The following is a 19,595-nucleotide window of genomic DNA, read 5'->3' as shown; positions in this document are numbered from 1 at the left end:
ACTTCGATCCGGTCCTTCTGCACGTCGGCGCCTGCCGTCAGGAACAGGCCGCGCTCCGGCACCGTGCCTGGCGCCCACGCCTCACGCCGGTCTGCCAGCCGTTGCCAGTCGGGCGCCTCGCCGGCCTCCATCCAGGTCTCGCCCAGGGAGGTGTTGACGAAGGTCTTCATCGTCTCGTCCCCGCCAGCGCGCGCCGACAAGAACGCCTTGGTCATGGCTTCGAGCCGCACCCAAGGAGAATAGATCTCGTTGAGATGGAAGCCTGCTGTCCCGCTGAATGGCGCGTCCGCGATCCAGCGGCCCTTGGAGATGGCCGACCAGCGGATCTCATCCTTCCACGGCATGTCGCAATCGGCACAGTGGTAGCGGGCGGTTTCGGGGCGGTGGCCGCCAGCCTCATCCTTGTCCCATTTGACCTGCCCCCAAATCAGCAGCTGTTCTGCACCGCAGGCCGGGCAAGGCACCCAGAACCGGCGCTGGTCACTTTCCTCGAACGCCGCCTCGATCCGGCTCGCGCCCTTGTTGGTCGGCGTCGAGACCAGCACGATCTTGCGGTTCCAGAAGGTCACCGTCCGCTTCTTGGCGAGGTTCACCGGGTCGCCCTCGGCACCCGCGCTGAACGGATAACGGTCCACCTCGTCACACAGCAGCAGCCGGATCGGGCGGCTGGCCAGACCCGAGGGCGCGTTCGCGCCCACAATGGTCAGATGCCCGCCTGGAAACCGCTTGTGCAGGATCTTGTTGGTGCCGTCGCGCGAGCGCGGATTGGCGATCTTGCCCTGCAGACAAGGCGTATCGCGGGCCATCGGCGAGAACCGGTCCTTTGACCAGGTTTCCGCGTCGCGCTCGGTCGGCATCACCACCATGACCGGCGCCGGGTCCTGGTCGATGTGGTATCCGACGCAATTATTGACCACTTCCGTCTTGCCCACCTGTGAACTGGACATGATGACCACCGTGTCGGTCGAGGCATCCGAGATCGCATCCATGATCCCGCGCTGGTATTCCGCCCGGCTCGTGCGCCATTGGCCCGGCTCGGCACTGGCCTCGGAACTCAAGCGGCGGTTCTGATCAGCCCAGTCGCTGATCGTCAGATCCGGCGGTGGCTTCAGAACCGACAGGGCCCTCTTCACCGTCCGCTTCAGGATCGGCGCCCCCCGCAAGGTCAATGTCGGTCTCGAGTTTGACATCTGACTGCGCGAGATCATCGAGCACCTCGCGGATAGCGGCACGGATCAGGTTACGGATGTCTCCGACGTTTGAGAGCTCATGGGCTTGCGGCGCCAACCGGTCCGGCAGTGCCAGCAATCGTGTGCGCAACAGCGCCAGCACGGCGATCCATGCGGTTCCGACCTCTTCGGCCGCGATGACGGAACCCCGTTTTTCCTCGGCCTCCATCTCGGCAAGATCCGCCCGCGCCCGGATGAAGCGTGCCCGCTCCGCCGCATAGTCCGGCGCTCCGGCCTGCGCCTTGTTCGCCTGGTCGCGCAGGTAGCGGACATACCCCCGCACCGAGCCGATCAGATCGTACTTGCCGCGCGTGGCCTTAGGGAGCACCCCTTCGCGGCTCAATTGCTGCACCCGGCGCTCCGAGAGATCCAGCAACTTGGCAATCACCGCAAGGGCTTGCGCCGATGATGACACTTGATGATCCAAAAACCTCGATCAAAGCACTGATATTGCTCCGATTAGAGTGGATAAGCACCCGCGCCAGAGCGAAGCTGCTTACACCGAAACGATGCACCCAACGGAGCCAGCACGATGATCACCCGCATGAACCCACAGACAACACCCCGCCACGAACTTCGCGCCGAAAAAGCCCGGTGCAACAAGGAGGCGGCGCTAAACGCCTTTACGGCCAAGAAGGCCGAGATCGACGAGATGCTCGCCCGGCTGCAGACCCTCAGCGACGACCATTTCAACTGCGCCCCCGACGAGGCGGGCTGGGCGATGGTCGGCACCCTCGAGCACTACGCGAGCCTTCTGAAGCGCATCACCGACAGCGCCTTCGGCGAGGGCGAGCACGCCCGCTGATCTCCGGCGCTGCCGGAACTCCCGCCGCGCGCCCTGCGCGGCTCGGGGTCGTAGAAGGCGCTGCATGACGCGGGCCTGAATACGGAGACCCGAGACCCATGCTTTCCGACACCCAAGCCATCATCCTCAGCGCTGCCGCACAGCGCGAAGACCCGTCGGCCATTGGCCTCGCCCGCCATGATCTGCGACCCGGAGCCCGAGAACGGCTCGTAGCAGAGCCCACCCCGCGCCACATGCTGGCGCATCGGGATGCCGAAGGCGTCGAGCGGTTTCGGCGTCGGGTGGTCGGGCCGGTCATCCTTGGCGAAACTCGGCAGCGTCCATGTCGATGGCAGCGTTTCCTCGGCCACCTTCGGCGGACGGTTCGGGCGGCGCCAGCCCATGAAACAGGGCTCGTGCTTCCAGAGGTAGTGGGACCGGGTCAGGACGCCGCGATCTTTCACCCAGATGATCTGCTGATGCACGAAGGCGCCCGCCTTCTCCCAGCAAGCCTCCAGCATCGCCTGGCGGCGCGAGGCGTGCCAGCAGTACCATGCGGCGTCCTCGGCGATGGCCTCGGCCACGGCTGCAGCGATGAAGCCGTCGTAGAGTTCCGCGCCCTGCGAACTGTCGTCCCATGTCGTGCCGTAGGACGCCGACCAGTCCTTGTTCCGGGTCGGGTGGTTCGAGCCGTCGTAGTCGACGAGATACGGTGGGTCGGTGGCGAACAGGATCGCCCGCTCGCCGTTCATCAGGCGGCGCACATCGGCCGCGCTGGTGCTGTCACCGCACAGCAATCGATGATCTCCGAGGATCCAGAGATCGCCCGTCCGCGAGGCCGGGTCGCGCGGTGGTTCGGGGATGGTCACCGGCGGCACGGAGCCCCCGGCGTCACCATCAAGGCCTGCAACCGCTTCGGCCAGCAAGCGATCCAGTTCCCCATCCGAAAACCCGGTCAGTTCAAGATTGAATTCCGCTTCTAGAAGATCGCCCAGTTCCAGGCCAAGTAGCGCCTCTTCCCATTCAGCGTTCTCGCCCGAACGGTTGTCCATCAACCGGTAGGCGCGGGCCTGTGCTTCGCTCAAGCCCTTGGCAACGTGCACCGGAGCGGTTTCAAGGCCGAGTTGACGTGCCGCCTCCAGCCGCGTGTGCCCGGCCAGCACGACCATCTGCTCATCGACCACGATCGGCTGGCGCCAGCCAAACTCGGCAATCGAGGCCGCCACCGTGGCAATGGCCTTGTCGTTCCGCCGCGGGTTGCGCGCATAGGGAATGATCTGCGCAAGCGGCAGGTCGATCACGTCCATCGAAATGTCCTGATGTGGGCGCTGACGCGAAACGGGGCGGCGCGGAAAACGAAACGGCGGCCCGCGAAAGCGAAATGCCCCCCTGCCCCCCATTTCGTTTCAGGCGGGTGTGTTCAGACCGTCAGGGGCTGATTTCATTGACGAATTCGGCAAAACGAAACGAAACGGCTGTTTTCGGGGGCGTCACTGGGAAAGCGTCGCGCTTCGCCCGCCAGCATACGTTTTGCCCGAAAAGGAACCGGAAAACAATAACTTGGCGGCCTGGACCCCCGCTGGACCCCGGAAACCAGCCCCGGTGTCCACCGCAGGATGAACGGCGGTTCGCCTGAGCGCACGAGAGCGAGTATATCGCCATGGATACCGTTAAAAGGGCGATCCGTCTCGTCTTGCGGTGTCTCGCAAGAAATTGTCTCGCAGGTGCGTTCGGACTTGACAGCGCGATCTTGAAGCCTGTTGCCGCGCACTCATCTTTCCGGTAGTATTTCCGGTAATGGAGGGCAACATGGCCAGCACCGATCCGTCTCCCGTCACCCAGTGGCGCAAGCGCCGTCAGCAGCAGGGCTTCGTGCGCGTGGAAGTTCAGGTCCGCAAGGAAGACGCTGCCCTCGTCCGGGACGTCGCCACCGCCTTGGGCGATCCCGCACGCGAGAGCGAGACGCGCGCTATACTTCGCGAGAAGATCGCGATGCCCCGCGCGGGTGGGCTCAAAGCGCTCATCGCCTCGGCGCCGCTCGACGGGATCGATCTCGACCGTCCCCGCGATTTCGGGCGCGATGTCTCCCTGTGAGCTACCTGATCGACACGAACATCATTTCCGAAGTGCGCAAGGGCGAGAGGTGCGACCCAGCAGTTGCCACCTGGTGGGCGGGCGTGGCCGAGGATGACCTGTGGCTCAGCGCATTGGTTTTGGGCGAAATCCGCAAGGGCGTAGAACTGGTGCGCCGCCGCGATCCCCGGAAGGCCGAGGCGCTCGAGGCATGGCTCGGCGACGTGATTGCGGGTTTCGGCGACAGGGTGCTACCCGTCGACACGGCCGTCGCGGAGGAATGGGGCCGGATGAACGCGATCCGTCCAGTGCCGGTTATTGACGCGCTGCTGGCAGCGACAGCCAAGGTCAACGGTCTGACGCTGGTAACCCGCAACGGGGCCGATGTTGCAGGGCTCGACGTGGACGTGCTGAACCCGTTTGAGCCTTGAATAGCTCAGCACGCCTATTCAAGTTTCGCATCCCAACTTCAATAAAACCCGTTCAGTTCGTTGCCGCCACCACGAACTCCATCGACCGCTTCCTAGGCACCTGCCTCCAATTCAACCGCCAGACGATGACCGCGATCCCGTACTGCCAGCGCCGGTTCGCCGTGGCCCGGCTTATGCCGAGCTCCCAACAGATGGGTTTCCACGGTGTCCGGTTCGCGCGCAGCCAGACGATCCGTGCGTCGTCCTTCTCGAGCCACCGCAGCCAGAGCATGGCCTCCTCGGCCTGCGTGATCTGCCGCGGGCCAGGCCTAGGCCGACGCATCTGCGGCTGCTGGCCGACCTGATCGGCGAAGCTGTGGAAGTACTCGGGCCAGGCGTTGAAGGGGCCCTGCGGCTTCACTGCGGGCAGTTGCGCGAACACGTCGGCGGCCATTTCGAGGCGGTCCTGAACGCGGGCAGTTGTCCATTCACGCATGAGACCCGTCCTCCTGTCGCTTTCCGTAGAGCTTGTCCCCGAGTTGACGGATCAACTCACGCTCCGGCCAGGTGAGACGCTGGTCGTCCAGCGAGACCGCCAGCATGCGCTGTTCGTGCCACCCCTCGCGCTTGACCTGCTCCGGGTCGCGGCGACGCCCGCCATAGCCCTTCGGCGTGAACCGCATGCCGCTCATTGCACACCTCCCCGGGTCTCCAGCGCCCAGAGCAGGATGGCGATCGCGTCGGCCTCGTTGTCATCCGCGGGGCTGAAGCCCCGGGCGCGTGCCGCCGCGATCATCGCCTCCTTCGGTGCGTTGCCCTTGCCGGTGGCGTGGCGCTTGATGGTGCCGACCGGTACGCCGGCATAGGCTATGGAGTTTTGCTCACACCAAACCTCAAGAATTGCCAACCAGCCTCCGTAGAGATGGGAGGCGTCTGTCCCCGCATGCCGGCGAACCTGCTCGTAGATCAGCTGTTCGAAACCGCCGGAGAGTCGATGGACTTCGTCCAGCCAGCCCCGGAAGCGCAGAAAGCGCATACCGCCGCCCTGCCATCGGTCCTGCCTGAAGTCGACGACGCCGCTCGTGATTGCCCGATCACGCGTTAGAAGCGCCCATCCAGTCCGCGTACCAAGGTCCAAAGCCAAGATGCTCATCGTACGTGCTCCCAGCTGGACCGCGCGAGGATCTTGAACACCGAACGCTTATGGAGACCGTAGCCCTCGGCGATCAATGGTCGTGGAATTCCGGCGATCTTCATTCGACGGATTGCGCGAACGTCGATCTCTGTGATGACGGACGCGGGGTTCCTCGAGCCCTTCAAGGCGGTGCCGTGCAACGTGCAGTCGGCAAGGTTTTCGGCCTGCGTTGCCCATCGCAGATTGCCAACGGCGTTGTTGGTACGATCGCCATCATTGTGCGCGACAAGATGATGCGCGGAGGGCGGGCGGCCCAGAAATGTCAGGGCAACGAGACGGTGAACGTCGATGCGCTTCGATCTCGGACGCTCGCAAAGGCAGACCGAGACATACCCGGTCTGCATGTTGAGCGAAGGGCGGAGGACGCGGCCCGCTTTCGCGCCCTTGGACTGCCGCATCCTGCGAACCCGCCCTTCGGATGACACCTCGTATGCGGGCCAATCGGGGATGATCCGCCATTCGACTGCGGCGGCCGTTGTTGCCGGTTCGCAAGGCGCCCAGCCGGCCGTGGTGCCAAGGTCGAGGGCGAGGATGCAGGACCGGGAGATCGCGCCCGTTTCGGGGCTCACATCCTGCGCGGGGATCGGTGTGTTCATCGTGAAGGCTCACAAGCTGTGAACCTTCGGCTTCGGTCACCGCAAGATTTAGCATCCTGCGGTCCCCGGCCAAAGCAAAAACGACCATGGGCGACGCGGCCGGCGAAAATCGACGGGCTGCCCGTCCCGGTCCCAACCTCCGAACGCGTGGTCCCAACCTTAGAGGGGGGTTGGGACAGTCCTTTATCGTTTCACTCCAATCACTTGACCGGATGTGGTCCCAACCTCGGTGTCCCCAACGGGGGTCCTTCTCTTTTCGTATAGAAAAACATGTTCCCGACCTTTTCCGTTCTCCCACATGAATGTGTAGCAAAAGGTTGGGACCACAGGGTGAGGTTGGGGACACCGTTGTTATTGAACGTCTTTTCGTGTCCCCAACCCCCTTCGGAGGTTGGGACAGGGTTGGGACCAGCGGGGAGGTTGGGACGGCGCGCCCTTCACATCAGCGCCGGCTAGAACAGTGTCGATTTCTTTGACACCCGCTTTCCTTCGAACCGATTCTGGACGGATGAAACAGTCTGTAGTCGAGGGGCTTAGATGGCAAATGCCACTTTCTGAATGCAGGTCGAGCACGATCATCTGCGCAAGCTTGCGAATGCGACGCCGGTGCAGGCGTACGCCACGCGTGTCGACGTTGACGTTGACGTCGACGTGGGCGACCTCGGCATTCGCTCCATCACGGTGACGGACAACGGCACGGCTTCTCACGCCAAGAGGCTGAAGCGCTGTTCGGGAAGGTCGGAGGGTCATGGAAACGGCATGGCGCGCGATCCAAAAGCAAGGGCGCTTTGCGCGGCAAGGAGCGAAAAGGCCGGTTCAGAGCGCTTGGAACGGGCGTCGAGGTGATGATTTCCGAGCTCGACCGAAAGTTCCGGTCACTTGATCCGGAACGAGCCGTGCCCGACCTATCGGCGGTATTCGCGGTTTGACGGGAAAACAGGCATTGTTGATTTGATGCTATCGAGAGCAGTTCCTCTCAGCCGGTCGGAAAAGCTTGAGAATCTGATCGTTAAATTAAAGCGCCCATCCGTCGTGATTGGCGCGAAAGAGCTAACGCAGATTGAAAGCTACGCCTTCGCGATCGCCGGAGATGAGAGATTCCGCGACCTGAAAACCAGATGGGGTAGTGTCAAATATCTTTCGCACTTTCGTTTTCAGGCGACGGCTCCGTGGGTTTGGTGTTGCTCCTGGTAATGCGGTGCCATGCTGATCTATTTGCGGGCGGACCATTTGCCGGCTGCAATGTGCCTGAGCCTGGCCGCGGCCAGGTTCAGGCATGATTGACCGTCCCTTGTGAACCTTTTCCGGCATCATCCTTCGCGTGTGCGTGCGCGAAAAGAGGTAACCCAGTGTCCGGACCGGCTTGAACTGGCCTGTTCTTTGCTTCCCCTACGAAGCCGAAAAACCCGACACGCATTACCAAGGCTGCATGTCTCGTTCACGAGAAGGAACCGGAACTATGTCGATAGGTGGACTATCATCTGGAATGATGGACTTTTCGTCCATTCAGGCCCAGTTCAAAGAACGAATGACTGAAAGGTTCAATACGGCCGATACCGACGGCAGCAAAGGGCTTTCACTAGACGAGTTCAATAAAGCGTCAAAGGACAATCCGCTCAACAGGGCAGGTTCTGCAGCCGGCCTGTCCCGCGAGGAACTATTTGCCGAGTTGGATGCCGATGGCAGCGGAGAAGTGACCGGTGACGAGTTCAAGGACCGCCTCGGTTCACGGTCGGGCAACGGTCCCGCGGCAAGCATGTTGCCGCAGCTTCTGTCCCTGCAAGAACAAGGAGGCGGCTTGTCGTCAATGATGGGCAACGGCAACAGCATACAATCGAACACCTTCGATCAATTGATGGAAGCGCTCGGCTCCGACCCGGATGAAAAATAGAGCGGATTAACCGATATAGCGTGTAAACGCGCCGCGCCGCCCGGGCTCACGCTCGGGTGGTGGACTCCGAGGGGCGTCAATTCCAATGGCTTTGGGTGGCCCTAAGACACACGCGCCACACCCCATCCCTTGATCGCAGCCTTGAGAGTTCAGTACGCATACGCCGCCGCCGGAGGCACTACCCGACCACCGGCCGCCGTGTATCGCCCAGCATCCTCATCAGTTCGCCCCTCCGGCAAACCCGGCACGGTTCACCTTGTTAGAACGTCGTCGGCCTATGGTTCCTACCGTTGCGGTCGCAAACAAGCTCGCCCGGGCTATTTGGGCGATGCTCTCTACCGGGGAGGTGTTCCGGAACGCGTAACCTTACAAATCGAACTAACAGAGACCCGACCAGGTGGCACAAGTGCAATAGCGACGGGATGGCCAATCGGCAGAGCTGAGGATCGAAAAGGCCCGGAGAGCTTTATGCGCGCTGAAGCGCGTCCCATTGATGAGGCCTCGATCCGCGGACACCATCAGGGCCAGCAGTCATGTATGGGCTGCACGAACAGGCCGAATAGATGAACGCACCCGCCGATGAACATCACGTTCAAAACACTTGCGCCCGCGGGGCCGTCTATACATGAACCTTTCAATAAATCCGTTTTGCATGGGCTTATCGACGCTCACCCCGTCGAAGAAAGAGCTGCCGTTGGCGGAGACCGAGAGGCGGAAGCGGTCGGAGCCGAACAGCCCCACCAGCGCCTTGGTCACGAAGCCAGTCTTCAGCGTAAGCCCGAGATCGTTGCCTGCGGCCTCCTTGTTCAGTTGCAAGAACAGATCGCCGGTGCCGCCCTTGGCCACGGTCTTCGCTGTCCAGAGCGCGGCGTTCAGCTTGGCCGAGAACGGGTTCGAGACGTTGGCGGTGGTGCCGACGCCGAGCAGCGACATGTTCTGCCGCGCCGCCGGTGTGGTGCCGATCCAGGTCGCGCCGTCATAGACCAGCAGCAGCCAGCCGTTCTCCGGGCACCGCTCGTGAAGCAGGTCACTCAAAGTTCTTGACAGAAAGGCAAATCGATTCAAAAGTTTTATTTAACAGAACCATTGTTCCATTTCGTGCAACTTTTATCTCCATGACAATCCTCAACTCTGCCGCTTCTGTTCTTCGTTGTTTCAATTCCGAGTGCACGGAATTGACTGTAACGGATACGGTCGAACAGCTGGGGATTCCCAAAAGCAACGCCTCACGACTGCTCAGGGCAATGCGCGATGCGGGGCTTTTAGAGACAATCGGAAACACCAAACGATATCGCCCGGGCGTGCTGGTCATCGCGGCCGCCAGCAGCTATCGCCGCTCGTCGAGCCTTGTTGAGCGCGCGTCCGAAGCGGTCGCTCGGATCAGCGCTGCAACCGGTCACACCGGATATGTCAGCAAGCTGATTGGTGGCGAGATCGCTGCGGTCAGCGATCAGCCCGGCACCCACGCGCTTCGCGTCGTCTCCAGCATCGGCCGCAAGCTCAGCTCACACGGCAGCGGCACTGGGCGCGCGCTTCTAGCCCTCTATTCCGACGCCGAAGTGCGGGCAATGTTTCCGGAGGGTATTACGCCGCCTTCGGAGCTGTCGCCACAGACGGTCGACGAGCTTCTGGAGAGGCTTGCAGAGGTGCGGAGCACTGGGGTTTCGTTCTCAAGCCAAGAATCTACACGAGGGGTCGATGCCCTTTCCGTCTCGGTCCGCGACCCGGAGACCAGCGAAGCCGTCGCGCTTTGCATCGTGTATCCGCAGGCGCTGGCGACAGACGAGGAACGCAAATCCATCGAAACCATGTTGCTCAACGGTGCGGCCGAGGTTGCGGCTGCCCTCGGCGACATGACAGCCAAAAAAAGGTGACCCGGAATGAGCGGAACGAGCAATGGGATGCGCTGGCGGGTCGGGGTCGACATCGGCGGCACCTTTACCGATTTCATCCTTTATGACGGCATCGCGGGCAGCGTGACACTGCACAAGCGTCTAACCACCCCCAATGACCCGGCTGAGGCTGCGCTGACAGGGCTGGAAGAACTGGTCGAGATGCGCGGGATCGCTTTGTCGGATTTAGGCGAAATGGTGCACGGCACTACGCTGGTCACAAACGCCGTCATCGAACGCAAAGGCGCGCGCTTAGGCCTGATCACCACGAAAGGTTTCCGTGACATTCTGGAGATGGGGACCGAGCAGCGCTACGATATATACGATCTATTCGTCTCGTTTCCCGATCCGCTTGCCCCGCGCGACCTGCGGCTTGAAGTCGGAGAACGCATCAACGCGCTGGGCGAAGTTCTGACCCCGCTGGACGAAGCAGGCGTCATCCGGGCCGCTAAGGCGCTGGTGGCCGAGGGATGCGAGGCGATTGCCATCGCTTTCCTGCATGCCTACGCCAACACTGTTCATGAACGCCGCGCCGCCGACCTGATCCGCGCAGTCGCGCCCCATGTGTCGATCTCGCTGTCTTCGGATGTGGTGGCAGAAATTGGCGAGTATCAGCGCACGGTTACGACCTGCGCAAATGCCTATGTACAGCCGCTCATGGACCGATATTTGAAGCGTCTCGAAGCCGAGCTCCGGGCGCGTGGCTTTCGTGGGCCGCTCAGGCTCATGCACTCGGCCGGGGGGCTGGTCTCCCTTCAGATGGCGCGCGATTTGCCGATCCGTTTGCTGGAATCGGGGCCTGCGGGGGGTGGTTTGGCCACGGCGCTGTTTGGACAATTGGCCGATCGGGCGGATGTGATTTCCTTCGACATGGGTGGCACCACCGCAAAGGCCTGCATGATCGAGAATGGTCGTGCGGAGATCGCACCGATGATGGAGGCGGCGCGCGTCCATCGCTTCACCAAAGGCTCGGGACTGCCCATCAAGGCACCGGTGATCGACATGATCGAGATTGGCGCAGGGGGCGGATCGATCGCCGCGCTGGATGAAGTAGGCCTTCTGAAAGTCGGTCCGCACTCTGCGGCCTCGGACCCGGGGCCGGCCTGTTACGCGCTGGGTGGTTTGCAGCCTACGGTGACCGACGCCAATCTGGTACTGGGCTACTACGATCCGGACTTTTTTCTGGGCGGGCGGATGACGCTCGATATGGATGCCGCCCGCCGCGCGGTGGCGACAATTGCAAAGCCGTTGGGGCTGAGCATCGAAGACGCCGCACTCGGCATCCACAAAGTCGTGGCGGAAAACATGGCGGCGTCAGCACGCGTCCACCTGATCGAAAAGGGCAAGGATCCGCGCCACTATGCGATGGTCGCCTTCGGGGGGGCTGGCCCGGCGCATGCGGTGAACGTGGCGCGCGCGATGGGCGTCGCCGAGGTCATCATCCCACCAGCATCAGGGGCGGCATCCGCGCTCGGTTTTCTCATCGCTCCGCTCAGTTTCGAATGCGCGCGGTCGTACCGGGTCGAGCTGTCCGACGCCTTCGACGCCGACGCGGTAAACGCGATCCTTCATGATCTTGCCTCCGAAGGGCGCGGTCAGCTGACAGCGGCAGGCGTCAGCGCGGGCGACATTACCGTAGAAGCCCATGCCGACATGCGTCTTGTCGGCCAGATGCACGATATCTCGGTGCAGCTGCCTTCAGGGCTCTTGGGGTCTGATAGCCTGCCCAAAATCCGCGACGCTTTCGCTAAGGCCTATGAGTCACGGTATACCAAGGTTTTCGAAGGCGCGCACATCGAGATCGTGACCTTTCGTCTGCGCTGCATTGGCCCAAAACCAGCGATCTCGGTCACCGGAGCCGCCGGGGGTGCGGGCGGCGAAGGTCTTGTCAAAAGCCGACGCCGCGCCTGGTTCGCCGACGGCATGCACGAGGCGACCGTTTACGATCGATATGCGCTGGTTCCCGGAAGCCGGATCGATGGTCCCGCGATAATCGAGGAACGCGAAGCAACAACCGTGCTTGGTCCGCGGGACCGGATGCGCGTCGATGACACGCTGAACCTTTGCATCGAAGTAGCCCCAATTCAGGAGGCTGTGACACGAATTACCGCTGGGATGAGCCGGGCAGAAGCGGCGCGCGTGATTGAGGCCGATCCGATCGGGCTGGAGATCATGTGGAGTCGACTTGTGAACGTCGTCGAGGAAATGTGGCAAACGGTCTGCCGCACCGCGTTCTCGCTTGTAATCTCCGAGGCGCAGGATTTCGCCTGCGAATTGCTGGACCCCGAGGGCGAGACGTTGGCGCACAGCCCGCGCGCGATGCCGGTCTTCAATCTAACCTTGCCGCGCGCGGTGAAGGCGCTTTTGGAACGCTACCCTGCAGAGACTCTGAAACCAGGTGACGTGCTGGTGACGAACGATCCGTGGCTTTGTGCCGGGCATCTCTTCGACATCGCCGTCGTTACCCCTGCCTTCTGGAACGGTCGGCTGGTTGGCTTGTTAGGAACGGTCGGCCATGTCTCGGATATAGGCGGCACTAAGGATTCGTTGAAGGCCCGCGAAATCTTCGAGGAAGGGCTGCAGATCCCGCCAATGAAGCTGTTCGACGCGGGCGTTCCGAACGAGACCCTTTTTCGGATCATTGCCCAAAATGTGCGAAACGGCGCCCAGGTGATCGGTGATATACAGTCCTTCGTAACTGCGAATGTAATCGGCGTCGAGCGTTTGGAAGCCTTCATGGCCGAGTACGGGATGGAGGATTTGGTCGCGCTGGCGCAGGTTGTGCAGGACCTATCGCAAGGTGCGATGCGCGACGCGGTGCGCGCGATCCCCGATGGTACCTATCGCGCCACAATCAGCAACAACCCCCTTGGCAAGACCCTGACCTATCCGGTCGCCATTCACGTCGTGGGGGACCGGATGGAAATCGATTTCGACGGAGCACCCGCACAACTGCCGCAGGGCGGGCTGAATGCAACGCTGAACTACACTTCAGCGCATGCGACCTATCCGCTGAAATGCATGCTGACCCCCAAGGTGCGTGGAAACGCAGGGTGCTACCGCCAGTTTTCGGTGAAGGCGCCCGAGGGCTCGATTTTGAACTGCACCTATCCGGCCTCGGTCAACATCCGAACCCGCACCGGCTGGTATGTGGCGCCGAATATCTTTCAGGCGCTCGCGCATGCGCGGCCGGGTGCCGTCCAGGCCTTCACCGGGCTGGCAGTCGCGTCGAACATCTACGGTCAAGATCGCGAAGGCATTTTCTATTCCGACATGTTGTTTTGCGGGGGCGGACAGGGTGGATCGGACCACAAGGACGGCCATTCGGCACTATTGTGGCCGACCTCGGCAGCCAATACCTCGATAGAATTAATGGAAAGCCGCGCCCCTATCTTGGTCGAGGAAAAGGGCTTCGTCATAGATTCGTGCGGTGCCGGACGGCATCGAGGCGGGCTTGGCCAGAGGGTCGTGTTCCGCAAGCGGATCGACGACGGCTGCACGACGCTGGCCTCAGTGTTCCCCGAGGGTGTGGCCAACCCGATTCCCGGTCTTTTCGGCGGACAGCCCGGAGGCATGGCCAGCGGCAAAGTGCTCGCGACCGACGGCAGCGTCATCGAGGATTGCGGAAGTGGAAAGTTGGTGGAACTGCACGGCCCCGGCGAGCGCATCGAACTGAAGCTCAGCGGTGGGGCGGGATACGGCGATCCAGCGCAGCGCGATCCCGAACTCGTCAAGCGCGACCTGCGGCTTGGCTATGTCAGCCCCGACTACGTTCGTCGCCATCACCCCACGGCCCTAACCCCAGACAGCGAACTGGCAGAAACGGCGTGAAATCAAGAATACCCCCCCGAACGGAACAGATCCGCCCGGGCCGCACCAGCAAGGAGAAGCGCATGCCCCCGATCGACCTCTCAACCCTAACGCGCCGGAGCTTTCTGGCGCTCAGCGGCGCCGGTTTGGCAGCCACGTCCTTCCCGCAAGAGCTGTTCGCCCAATCCGGGCGCAACATCCTAATCATTGCATCCGGGCAGGACATTCCGAACTTTGACCCTCATACTGCAACCGGGTATTCGGCGAGCTTCTTCATGCGCAACACTTACGACCCGCTGGTGCGCGTTTCCGGGAACCCGCCCGAGCCCGTCCCGGCGCTGGCCCAATCTTGGGATGTTAGCGCGAATGGCCGTTCATATACCTTCGCATTGAATCCCGCAGCGGTGTTCCATGATGGCACACCCGTCACCGCCGCCGACGTTATCTATTCCTACCAGCGCGCCCTGCGCCTAGCGAAAGGCAACAGCTGGATGATCCGCGGCATCGTTGATCCCGACCAGATCACGGCAATTGACGATCACACGGTGCGCTTCGATCTGGCCAGCCCCTTTGCGGCGTTTCTTCAGGTCATTGCTTGGATTTTCGTCGTCTCGAAGACCACCGCCGAAGCCAACGAAGGCGGTGACGACAGCGCGACCTATCTGCAAGCCAATGTTGCAGGGTCCGGCCCGTTCACAGTGCGTCGTGCCGAACCGGGCGCGCTGTATCATCTGGATCGCGCGGCAACCGCGTGGCAGGCAAACGGCGGAAATCTTGACGGCGTGATCTGGCAGATTATCCGCGAGACCTCGACCCAGCGTTTGGCGCTCCAGCGGGGCGAAGTGCATATCGCGCTCAATCTGACCTCCGAGGATATGAATTCGCTCGAAAGTGCTCCGGGCGTCATGCGGGTCATCGAAACGGAGTATCGCACTTTCTCGATCAAGATGAACACCGAGTTCGGCCCGATGGCCGATATCAACATGCGCAAGGCGATTGCCTATGCGATGAACTATCAGGGCATGCTCGAGGCTGCGGGCTATGCGGAACTGATGATAGGCCCGTTGCCCAGCGGCATTCTGGGCCACAACCCAGCGCTGGCCATCTACCGCACCGATCTGGACAAGGCCCGCGAGCATTTGGCTATGACCGCGACGCCCGAGGGCGGGATCACGTTGCAGATGGTTCATGTCAACGGGAATGAACAGCAACGCCGCTGGTCGCTGATCCTGCTGGACAGCTTGCAGGCGTTGAACATTCAGCTGGAAATCACGCCTATGAACTGGCCCGACATGGTGGCTGCGTGCCAGTCGCCCGAGACCTTCCCCGACCTGTTCCCGGTCTATCAGACGGCGAATTACGGCGATCCTGACAACATCGCATTTGCCGCCTACCATTCATCGCGCAATGGCGGCTGGCAGAACGCTGTTTACAACAACCCTGCGGCGGATGCCCTGATCGAAGCCGGGCGCACCGAGATCGATCCGGCGCGGCGCGTCGAGATCTATGGCGAGTTGCAGACCTTGCTGGTTGCGGATTGTCCCGACATTTTCGGCGTACTCGAGAAGCGCCTTCTGGGCATGCGCGATGTGGTGCAGGGCTTCAGCTTTACCCCGGTAGCCTCCAACGCAGTCGACGCTTGGCCGCTGTCGCTTTAGGCCGATACCTCGTCCGGGCGCACCCGCCGTCGGTGTGCCCGTACCGACCACGCTCCAAGGGTCCGACGCTTATGCTGCGGTTCATCTTCAGGCGGATCCTGCTGATCCTGCCGGTGCTTTTCGGCCTTACGGTCATCATGTTCGTGATCGCCCGCGTGCTGCCGGGCGATCCTGTCGGTTTGGCAGCCGGACCGAACGCCACCCGCGAAGAGATCGAGGCGCTAGCGCGGGAATTCGGTTTAGATCAGCCGATCCTTGGTCAATACTGGACGTATGTGTCGGGCCTGGCTCAGGGTGATTTTGGCACGTCGATCTTCACTCGGCGCCCGGTCGCGGACGATCTCGCCGCCTACCTGCCTGCGACTCTGGAACTGGTGTTCTCCGCACTTCTGATCGCCATCGTCGTCGGGATTCCCGCCGGCCTGATGGCCGCGATCTGGCGCAATCGCTGGCCCGATTACCTGTCCAATATCCTAAGCGTCGCGGCGATCTCGATGCCGCGCTTTTTTCTAGGCCTGCTGCTCCAGCTGTGCTTTGCGATGTGGTTGATGTGGCTGCCTCTGGGGGGCCGTTTCCCGATCATCCTCGAACCGCCTCCCGGCGTGACGGGTTTCTACACCATCGACGCGCTCCTGGCAGGTGACATGGAAAGCTTTCAGACGGCATGTCGTTATCTTGCCATGCCTGCGATCGCGATGTCCCTGTCGCCGCTGGCGACGATCCTGCGCATGATGCGCGCTGCAACGATTGAAGTGATGCAGCAGGACTACGTGACCACGGCGCGGGCCTTGGGACTGTCGCCGCGCCTGATCGTCTTCAAATATGTGCTGCGCAACGCTATTTCGTCGTCGCTGACCTTGATCGGGCTCTACTTCGGCTGGCTATTAGGCGGGACGGTTCTGGTCGAAACGGTGTTCGACTGGCCTGGCGTCGGGCTTTACGCGACATCGGCCATAGTGGCTCAGGACTTCATGCCCGTGGTCAGCGTCGCCTTGGTGATTGGTGCGCTGTTCATCAGCGTTAACATCGTCATCGATTTGCTCTACGGCGTCATCAATCCGAAAGTCAGATACCAATGATCGAAAGGCACTTGTCCAACAAGCGAAGCGCGCGGGCCGAGGCCCTGCGCCGAGCCTTTTACCGCTTTCGCCAAAGCCGTCTGTCATTGATCGGGGCCGCCATGGTCGCGACGGTTGTCTTCTTCACCCTGTTTGGTGCGGTGCTGGCCCCTTTCCCCGAGCATGTCGACGGTGGGGTCGATACCTCGAACCGGTTTTCCGCGCCGTCGCTGGCGCATCCTTTTGGCACCAACGAGTTGGGCCAAGACGTGCTATCCCTTGTCATGGCTGGAACGCCGGTCTCGGTGTCCGCGGGGTTCGCCGTCGTCTTTATCGGGTCCGTTCTGGGGGTAATAGTGGGCGCCTTGGCAGGGTTCAATGGGGGCTGGATCGATGACGTACTTATGCGTTTCTCGGATCTGATGCTGACCCTTCCCAGCCTGATCCTAGCAATGGCCGTCGCGGCGGCCTTGGGACCGGGGTTCGGCAACATGATCATCGCGATTGCGCTGGCGTGGTGGCCCGGCTACGCGCGGCTGGTGCGCGGCGAGGTTCTGCAAGCCCGCGAAGAGGTCTACGTGGCCGCTGCTCGGGCGATCGGTGCCAGCCCGTTTCGCGTTCTGTTCCGTCATATCCTGCCCAACATCGTCTCGCCGGTGATCGTCAAGATGTCTTTGGACATGGGCTTTGCGATCCTCACCGTGGCCGCGCTAGGGTTCATCGGGATCGGTGTCCGCCCACCGACGCCCGAATGGGGGACGCAATTGTCCATCGCGCGCAGCTACATGCCGGATTTCTGGTGGACAGCAGTCTTCCCAGGTTTGGCGATGTTCATGGCTGTCTTCGGCTTCAACCTTCTGGGCGACGGATTGCGCGATGTGCTCGATCCGCGCGCGAGGCGCTGACATGGCATCGTTGCTGGAAATCCGCGATTTGCATCTGTCGATGCATTCCTTCGAGGGCGCTGCGAAAGTCCTGTCGGGGGTTACGTTGAGCGTCGAGAAAGGCCAGATCTGGGGCCTCGTCGGAGAAACAGGCTGCGGCAAATCCTTGACCGGTCTGTCGGTATCGCGGCTGGTGCGCACCCCGCCTGCCGAATACACGCGCGGGAAAATCCTGCTGAACGGAACAGACGTCTTAACGCTGGACGAGCCCCGGATGCGCGCCTTGCGCGGACGGCGTATCGGCATGATCTTTCAGGATCCTACGACGAACTTGAACCCGTCCTTCCGCATCAGCACGCAGTTGATCGACGTCGCGCTTGCTGCCGCGCGGCACGATTCCAAAATACTAGGCCTGCCCGCGACTGCAGGACGATGGGCGCGCAGACAGGCCGCGCGCCGTTTGGCCATCGACATGCTGACCGAGGTAGGCATCCCCGATGCCGCCACCCGTGTGGACGACTATCCGCACCAGTTCTCGGGCGGGATGCGCCAACGGGTGCTGATCGCAATGGCGCTGGTCGGTCAGCCAGACCTGCTTATCGCGGACGAACCGACAACAGCTCTCGACGTGTCCGTGCAGGCGCAGATACTGGACCTGCTGAAGCAAATGGTCACGGTCCATGACATGGGCGTGGTGCTCATTACTCATAATCTGGGGGTTGTGGCGCAGACCTGCACCCATGTTGCGGTCATGTATGCGGGAGCCATTGTCGAAAAGGGGCCGATCCGCGCCGTGCTGACGGACCCCGCCCATCCCTATACCAAGGCGCTGATGCAAGCGATCCCCAGACGAGATGTGGCGCGTGGCGCGCTTCAGGGTTTGCCCGGCGCGGTGCCCAATCTCGTTCAGCCACCCGCAGGTTGCCGGTTCGCACCCCGTTGCATCTTGGCGCAACCGTCCTGTTCCAAAGTTCCAGCGGAACATGAACGGGCGGCAGGCCATCTAGTGGCCTGTCCTGTCGTTCAGGCGGCGCACCATGCTTGAGATAGAAAACGTCTCGCGCACGTTTCCAGCCCGGCGGGGGCTGTTCGGGTCAACTGGGGGAGTGCGCGCCCTGAACCAGGTCAATCTTTCGGTCTCGAAGGGCGAAAGCTTGGGACTGGTGGGCGAGAGCGGTTCCGGCAAGACGACGCTGACACGGCAGATCCTGCGTCTCGACACGCCCACGTCGGGCCGCATCCTGTTTGAAGGGCAAGATATGGCCAAGCTCGGCCCTGCGGCCTTGCGGGCTTTGCGCGCGCGAGTGCAGATCGTCTTTCAGGATCCCTATGCCTCGCTCAACCCGCGCATGTCGGTGCATGACATCGTCACCGAACCGATGCTGATCCATCGGGGAAAACTTGGGCTGGACCGACGTCAACGCACCGACCGTGCGGCCGAGCTTCTGGAACTGGTCGGGCTTGGGCCCCAACATTTATACCGCCACCCGCACGAGTTCTCGGGCGGTCAGCGTCAACGGATCTGCATTGCTCGTGCGTTGGCTCCGGGACCATCGCTGCTGCTGCTGGACGAGCCGACCTCGGCGCTGGATGTCTCGGTGCAGGCGCAAGTACTGAACCTGCTAATCGACCTGCAGGAACGGCTCGGTCTGACCTATTTCTTCATCAGCCATGATCTCGGTGTGATCCGCTACATTTGCGACCGGGTTGCAATCATCTTTCAGGGCGAGATCAAGGAAGAGGGACGCACGCAGCAGATTTTCGACGCACCTAAGAGCGAATACGCCCGCAGTTTGCTCGCGGCCATGCCCGAGGTGCGAGTGCCGGACTGATCCTGCACGATAGGAAAAAACGTCACACTGCGTTTCGTGGTCCGCAGTGAGGAGTTTGTAGCCCGCGAAAACGAAGAATACGCCCAGGTTTGTTTCGATCCAACGGCGCGCGGCGCGATAATCGCGCATTACCGGAGCCATCGAGAATGCGACAGCGGAGTGAACTGTACACAGGTTGACAATGGCGCAGCGATACTCGCCTTGCCCCCGACGGTCCGGATGGGGCGCGCGTCAAGGCCGCAGTCACAATGCGCGCACACCGACCAGGTTTCGGCCTTGCCCT

At 62.0% G+C, this 19,595-nt stretch carries 20 protein-coding genes and 1 pseudogene; 13 read left to right on the top strand and 8 right to left on the bottom strand.

The window, feature by feature from the left end:
• Both F0184_RS19620 and F0184_RS19615 read right to left on the bottom strand, forming a co-directional pair.
• The coding region (locus F0184_RS19620) for a phage terminase large subunit family protein (RefSeq protein ID WP_208998575.1) at window positions 1-1,133 on the bottom strand (1,133 nt) is incomplete at its 3' end.
• A complete protein-coding gene (locus F0184_RS19615; protein WP_150497847.1) occupies window positions 1,072-1,644 on the bottom strand; it encodes a terminase small subunit, Nu1 in 573 nt (190 codons plus the stop codon). The genes F0184_RS19620 and F0184_RS19615, both read right to left, overlap by 62 nt.
• A 117-nt stretch (window positions 1,645-1,761) precedes the next feature.
• On the opposite strand from F0184_RS19615, the gene F0184_RS19610 reads away from it, so the two are divergent.
• A complete protein-coding gene (locus tag F0184_RS19610) occupies window positions 1,762-2,034 on the top strand; it encodes a hypothetical protein (RefSeq protein WP_150497846.1) in 273 nt (90 codons plus the stop codon).
• Here the strand turns inward: F0184_RS19610 and F0184_RS19605 are convergent.
• Complete coding sequence (locus F0184_RS19605; protein ID WP_244299372.1) at window positions 1,971-3,314, bottom strand: ParB N-terminal domain-containing protein; 1,344 nt, start codon at window positions 3,312-3,314, stop codon at window positions 1,971-1,973. The genes F0184_RS19610 and F0184_RS19605 overlap by 64 nt on opposite strands.
• Window positions 3,315-3,822: 508 nt before the next feature.
• Here F0184_RS19605 and F0184_RS19600 point away from each other — a divergent pair.
• Together F0184_RS19600 and F0184_RS19595 are read left to right on the top strand one after the other, a co-directional pair.
• On the top strand, window positions 3,823-4,107 hold the full coding sequence (locus F0184_RS19600) for a hypothetical protein (protein ID WP_150497845.1): 285 nt from the start codon (window positions 3,823-3,825) through the stop codon (window positions 4,105-4,107).
• A complete protein-coding gene (locus F0184_RS19595; RefSeq protein WP_150497844.1) occupies window positions 4,104-4,517 on the top strand; it encodes a type II toxin-antitoxin system VapC family toxin in 414 nt (137 codons plus the stop codon). Before F0184_RS19600 ends, F0184_RS19595 begins: the two co-directional genes overlap by 4 nt.
• Before the next feature lie 52 nt (window positions 4,518-4,569).
• Here the strand turns inward: F0184_RS19595 and F0184_RS19590 are convergent, their stop codons facing one another.
• Genes F0184_RS19590 through F0184_RS19575 form a run of 4 tightly spaced genes read right to left on the bottom strand, consistent with a single transcriptional unit; the run spans window position 4,570 to window position 6,287 of the window.
• On the bottom strand, window positions 4,570-4,992 hold the full coding sequence (locus tag F0184_RS19590; protein WP_150497843.1) for a DUF6362 family protein: 423 nt from the start codon (window positions 4,990-4,992) through the stop codon (window positions 4,570-4,572).
• On the bottom strand, window positions 4,985-5,188 hold the full coding sequence (locus F0184_RS19585; protein WP_244299370.1) for a hypothetical protein: 204 nt from the start codon (window positions 5,186-5,188) through the stop codon (window positions 4,985-4,987). The genes F0184_RS19590 and F0184_RS19585 overlap by 8 nt, the downstream gene beginning before the upstream one ends.
• On the bottom strand, window positions 5,185-5,649 hold the full coding sequence (locus F0184_RS19580) for a crossover junction endodeoxyribonuclease RuvC (protein WP_150497842.1): 465 nt from the start codon (window positions 5,647-5,649) through the stop codon (window positions 5,185-5,187). Before F0184_RS19580 ends, F0184_RS19585 begins: the two co-directional genes overlap by 4 nt.
• Window positions 5,646-6,287, bottom strand: a complete 642-nt coding sequence (locus F0184_RS19575; protein WP_150497841.1) for an NUMOD4 motif-containing HNH endonuclease — start codon at window positions 6,285-6,287, stop codon at window positions 5,646-5,648. Before F0184_RS19575 ends, F0184_RS19580 begins: the two co-directional genes overlap by 4 nt.
• Window positions 6,288-6,845: 558 nt before the next feature.
• On the opposite strand from F0184_RS19575, the gene F0184_RS19570 reads away from it, so the two are divergent.
• From F0184_RS19570 to F0184_RS20960, 3 genes and pseudogenes are all read left to right on the top strand, one after another.
• Window positions 6,846-7,133: a hypothetical protein gene (locus F0184_RS19570; RefSeq protein WP_150497840.1), complete on the top strand. Its 288-nt coding sequence runs from the start codon at window positions 6,846-6,848 to the stop codon at window positions 7,131-7,133.
• Between the two features lie 640 nt (window positions 7,134-7,773).
• Complete coding sequence (locus F0184_RS19565; protein ID WP_150497839.1) at window positions 7,774-8,178, top strand: EF-hand domain-containing protein; 405 nt, start codon at window positions 7,774-7,776, stop codon at window positions 8,176-8,178.
• A gap of 256 nt (window positions 8,179-8,434) precedes the next feature.
• Window positions 8,435-8,542: pseudogene (locus F0184_RS20960) on the top strand (IS110 family transposase); the annotation flags it as partial.
• A gap of 167 nt (window positions 8,543-8,709) precedes the next feature.
• On the opposite strand, the gene F0184_RS19555 reads toward F0184_RS20960, so the two are convergent.
• Entirely contained in the window at window positions 8,710-9,213 is a 504-nt protein-coding gene (locus F0184_RS19555) for a hypothetical protein (RefSeq protein WP_244299368.1), read from the bottom strand.
• 5 nt (window positions 9,214-9,218) lie between these two features.
• Here F0184_RS19555 and F0184_RS19550 point away from each other — a divergent pair, with 5 nt between their 5' ends.
• The 7 genes from F0184_RS19550 (at window position 9,219) to F0184_RS19520 (ending at window position 19,312) form a co-directional block, all read left to right on the top strand.
• A complete protein-coding gene (locus F0184_RS19550; protein ID WP_206668388.1) occupies window positions 9,219-10,052 on the top strand; it encodes an IclR family transcriptional regulator in 834 nt (277 codons plus the stop codon).
• 6 nt (window positions 10,053-10,058) lie between these two features.
• Window positions 10,059-13,901, top strand: a complete 3,843-nt coding sequence (locus tag F0184_RS19545; RefSeq protein ID WP_150497838.1) for a hydantoinase B/oxoprolinase family protein — start codon at window positions 10,059-10,061, stop codon at window positions 13,899-13,901.
• A 62-nt stretch (window positions 13,902-13,963) separates the two neighbouring features.
• Entirely contained in the window at window positions 13,964-15,538 is a 1,575-nt protein-coding gene (locus tag F0184_RS19540) for an ABC transporter substrate-binding protein (RefSeq protein WP_150497837.1), read from the top strand.
• A gap of 71 nt (window positions 15,539-15,609) precedes the next feature.
• Window positions 15,610-16,617, top strand: a complete 1,008-nt coding sequence (locus F0184_RS19535) for an ABC transporter permease (protein WP_150497836.1) — start codon at window positions 15,610-15,612, stop codon at window positions 16,615-16,617.
• Window positions 16,614-17,501: an ABC transporter permease gene (locus F0184_RS19530; RefSeq protein WP_150497835.1), complete on the top strand. Its 888-nt coding sequence runs from the start codon at window positions 16,614-16,616 to the stop codon at window positions 17,499-17,501. Before F0184_RS19535 ends, F0184_RS19530 begins: the two co-directional genes overlap by 4 nt.
• 1 nt (window position 17,502) lies before the next feature.
• Window positions 17,503-18,525, top strand: a complete 1,023-nt coding sequence (locus tag F0184_RS19525; RefSeq protein WP_150497834.1) for an ABC transporter ATP-binding protein — start codon at window positions 17,503-17,505, stop codon at window positions 18,523-18,525.
• Complete coding sequence (locus F0184_RS19520) at window positions 18,518-19,312, top strand: ATP-binding cassette domain-containing protein (RefSeq protein ID WP_150497833.1); 795 nt, start codon at window positions 18,518-18,520, stop codon at window positions 19,310-19,312. Before F0184_RS19525 ends, F0184_RS19520 begins: the two co-directional genes overlap by 8 nt.
• The last annotated feature ends 283 nt before the right edge of the window (window positions 19,313-19,595 follow it).

This window comes from Roseibium aquae (genome assembly GCF_008711285.1).
Lineage (GTDB): Bacteria > Pseudomonadota > Alphaproteobacteria > Rhizobiales > Stappiaceae > Roseibium > Roseibium aquae.
The sequence above is the reverse complement of the archived record's forward strand: the minus strand, read 5'-3'. Positions and strand labels throughout refer to the sequence as shown.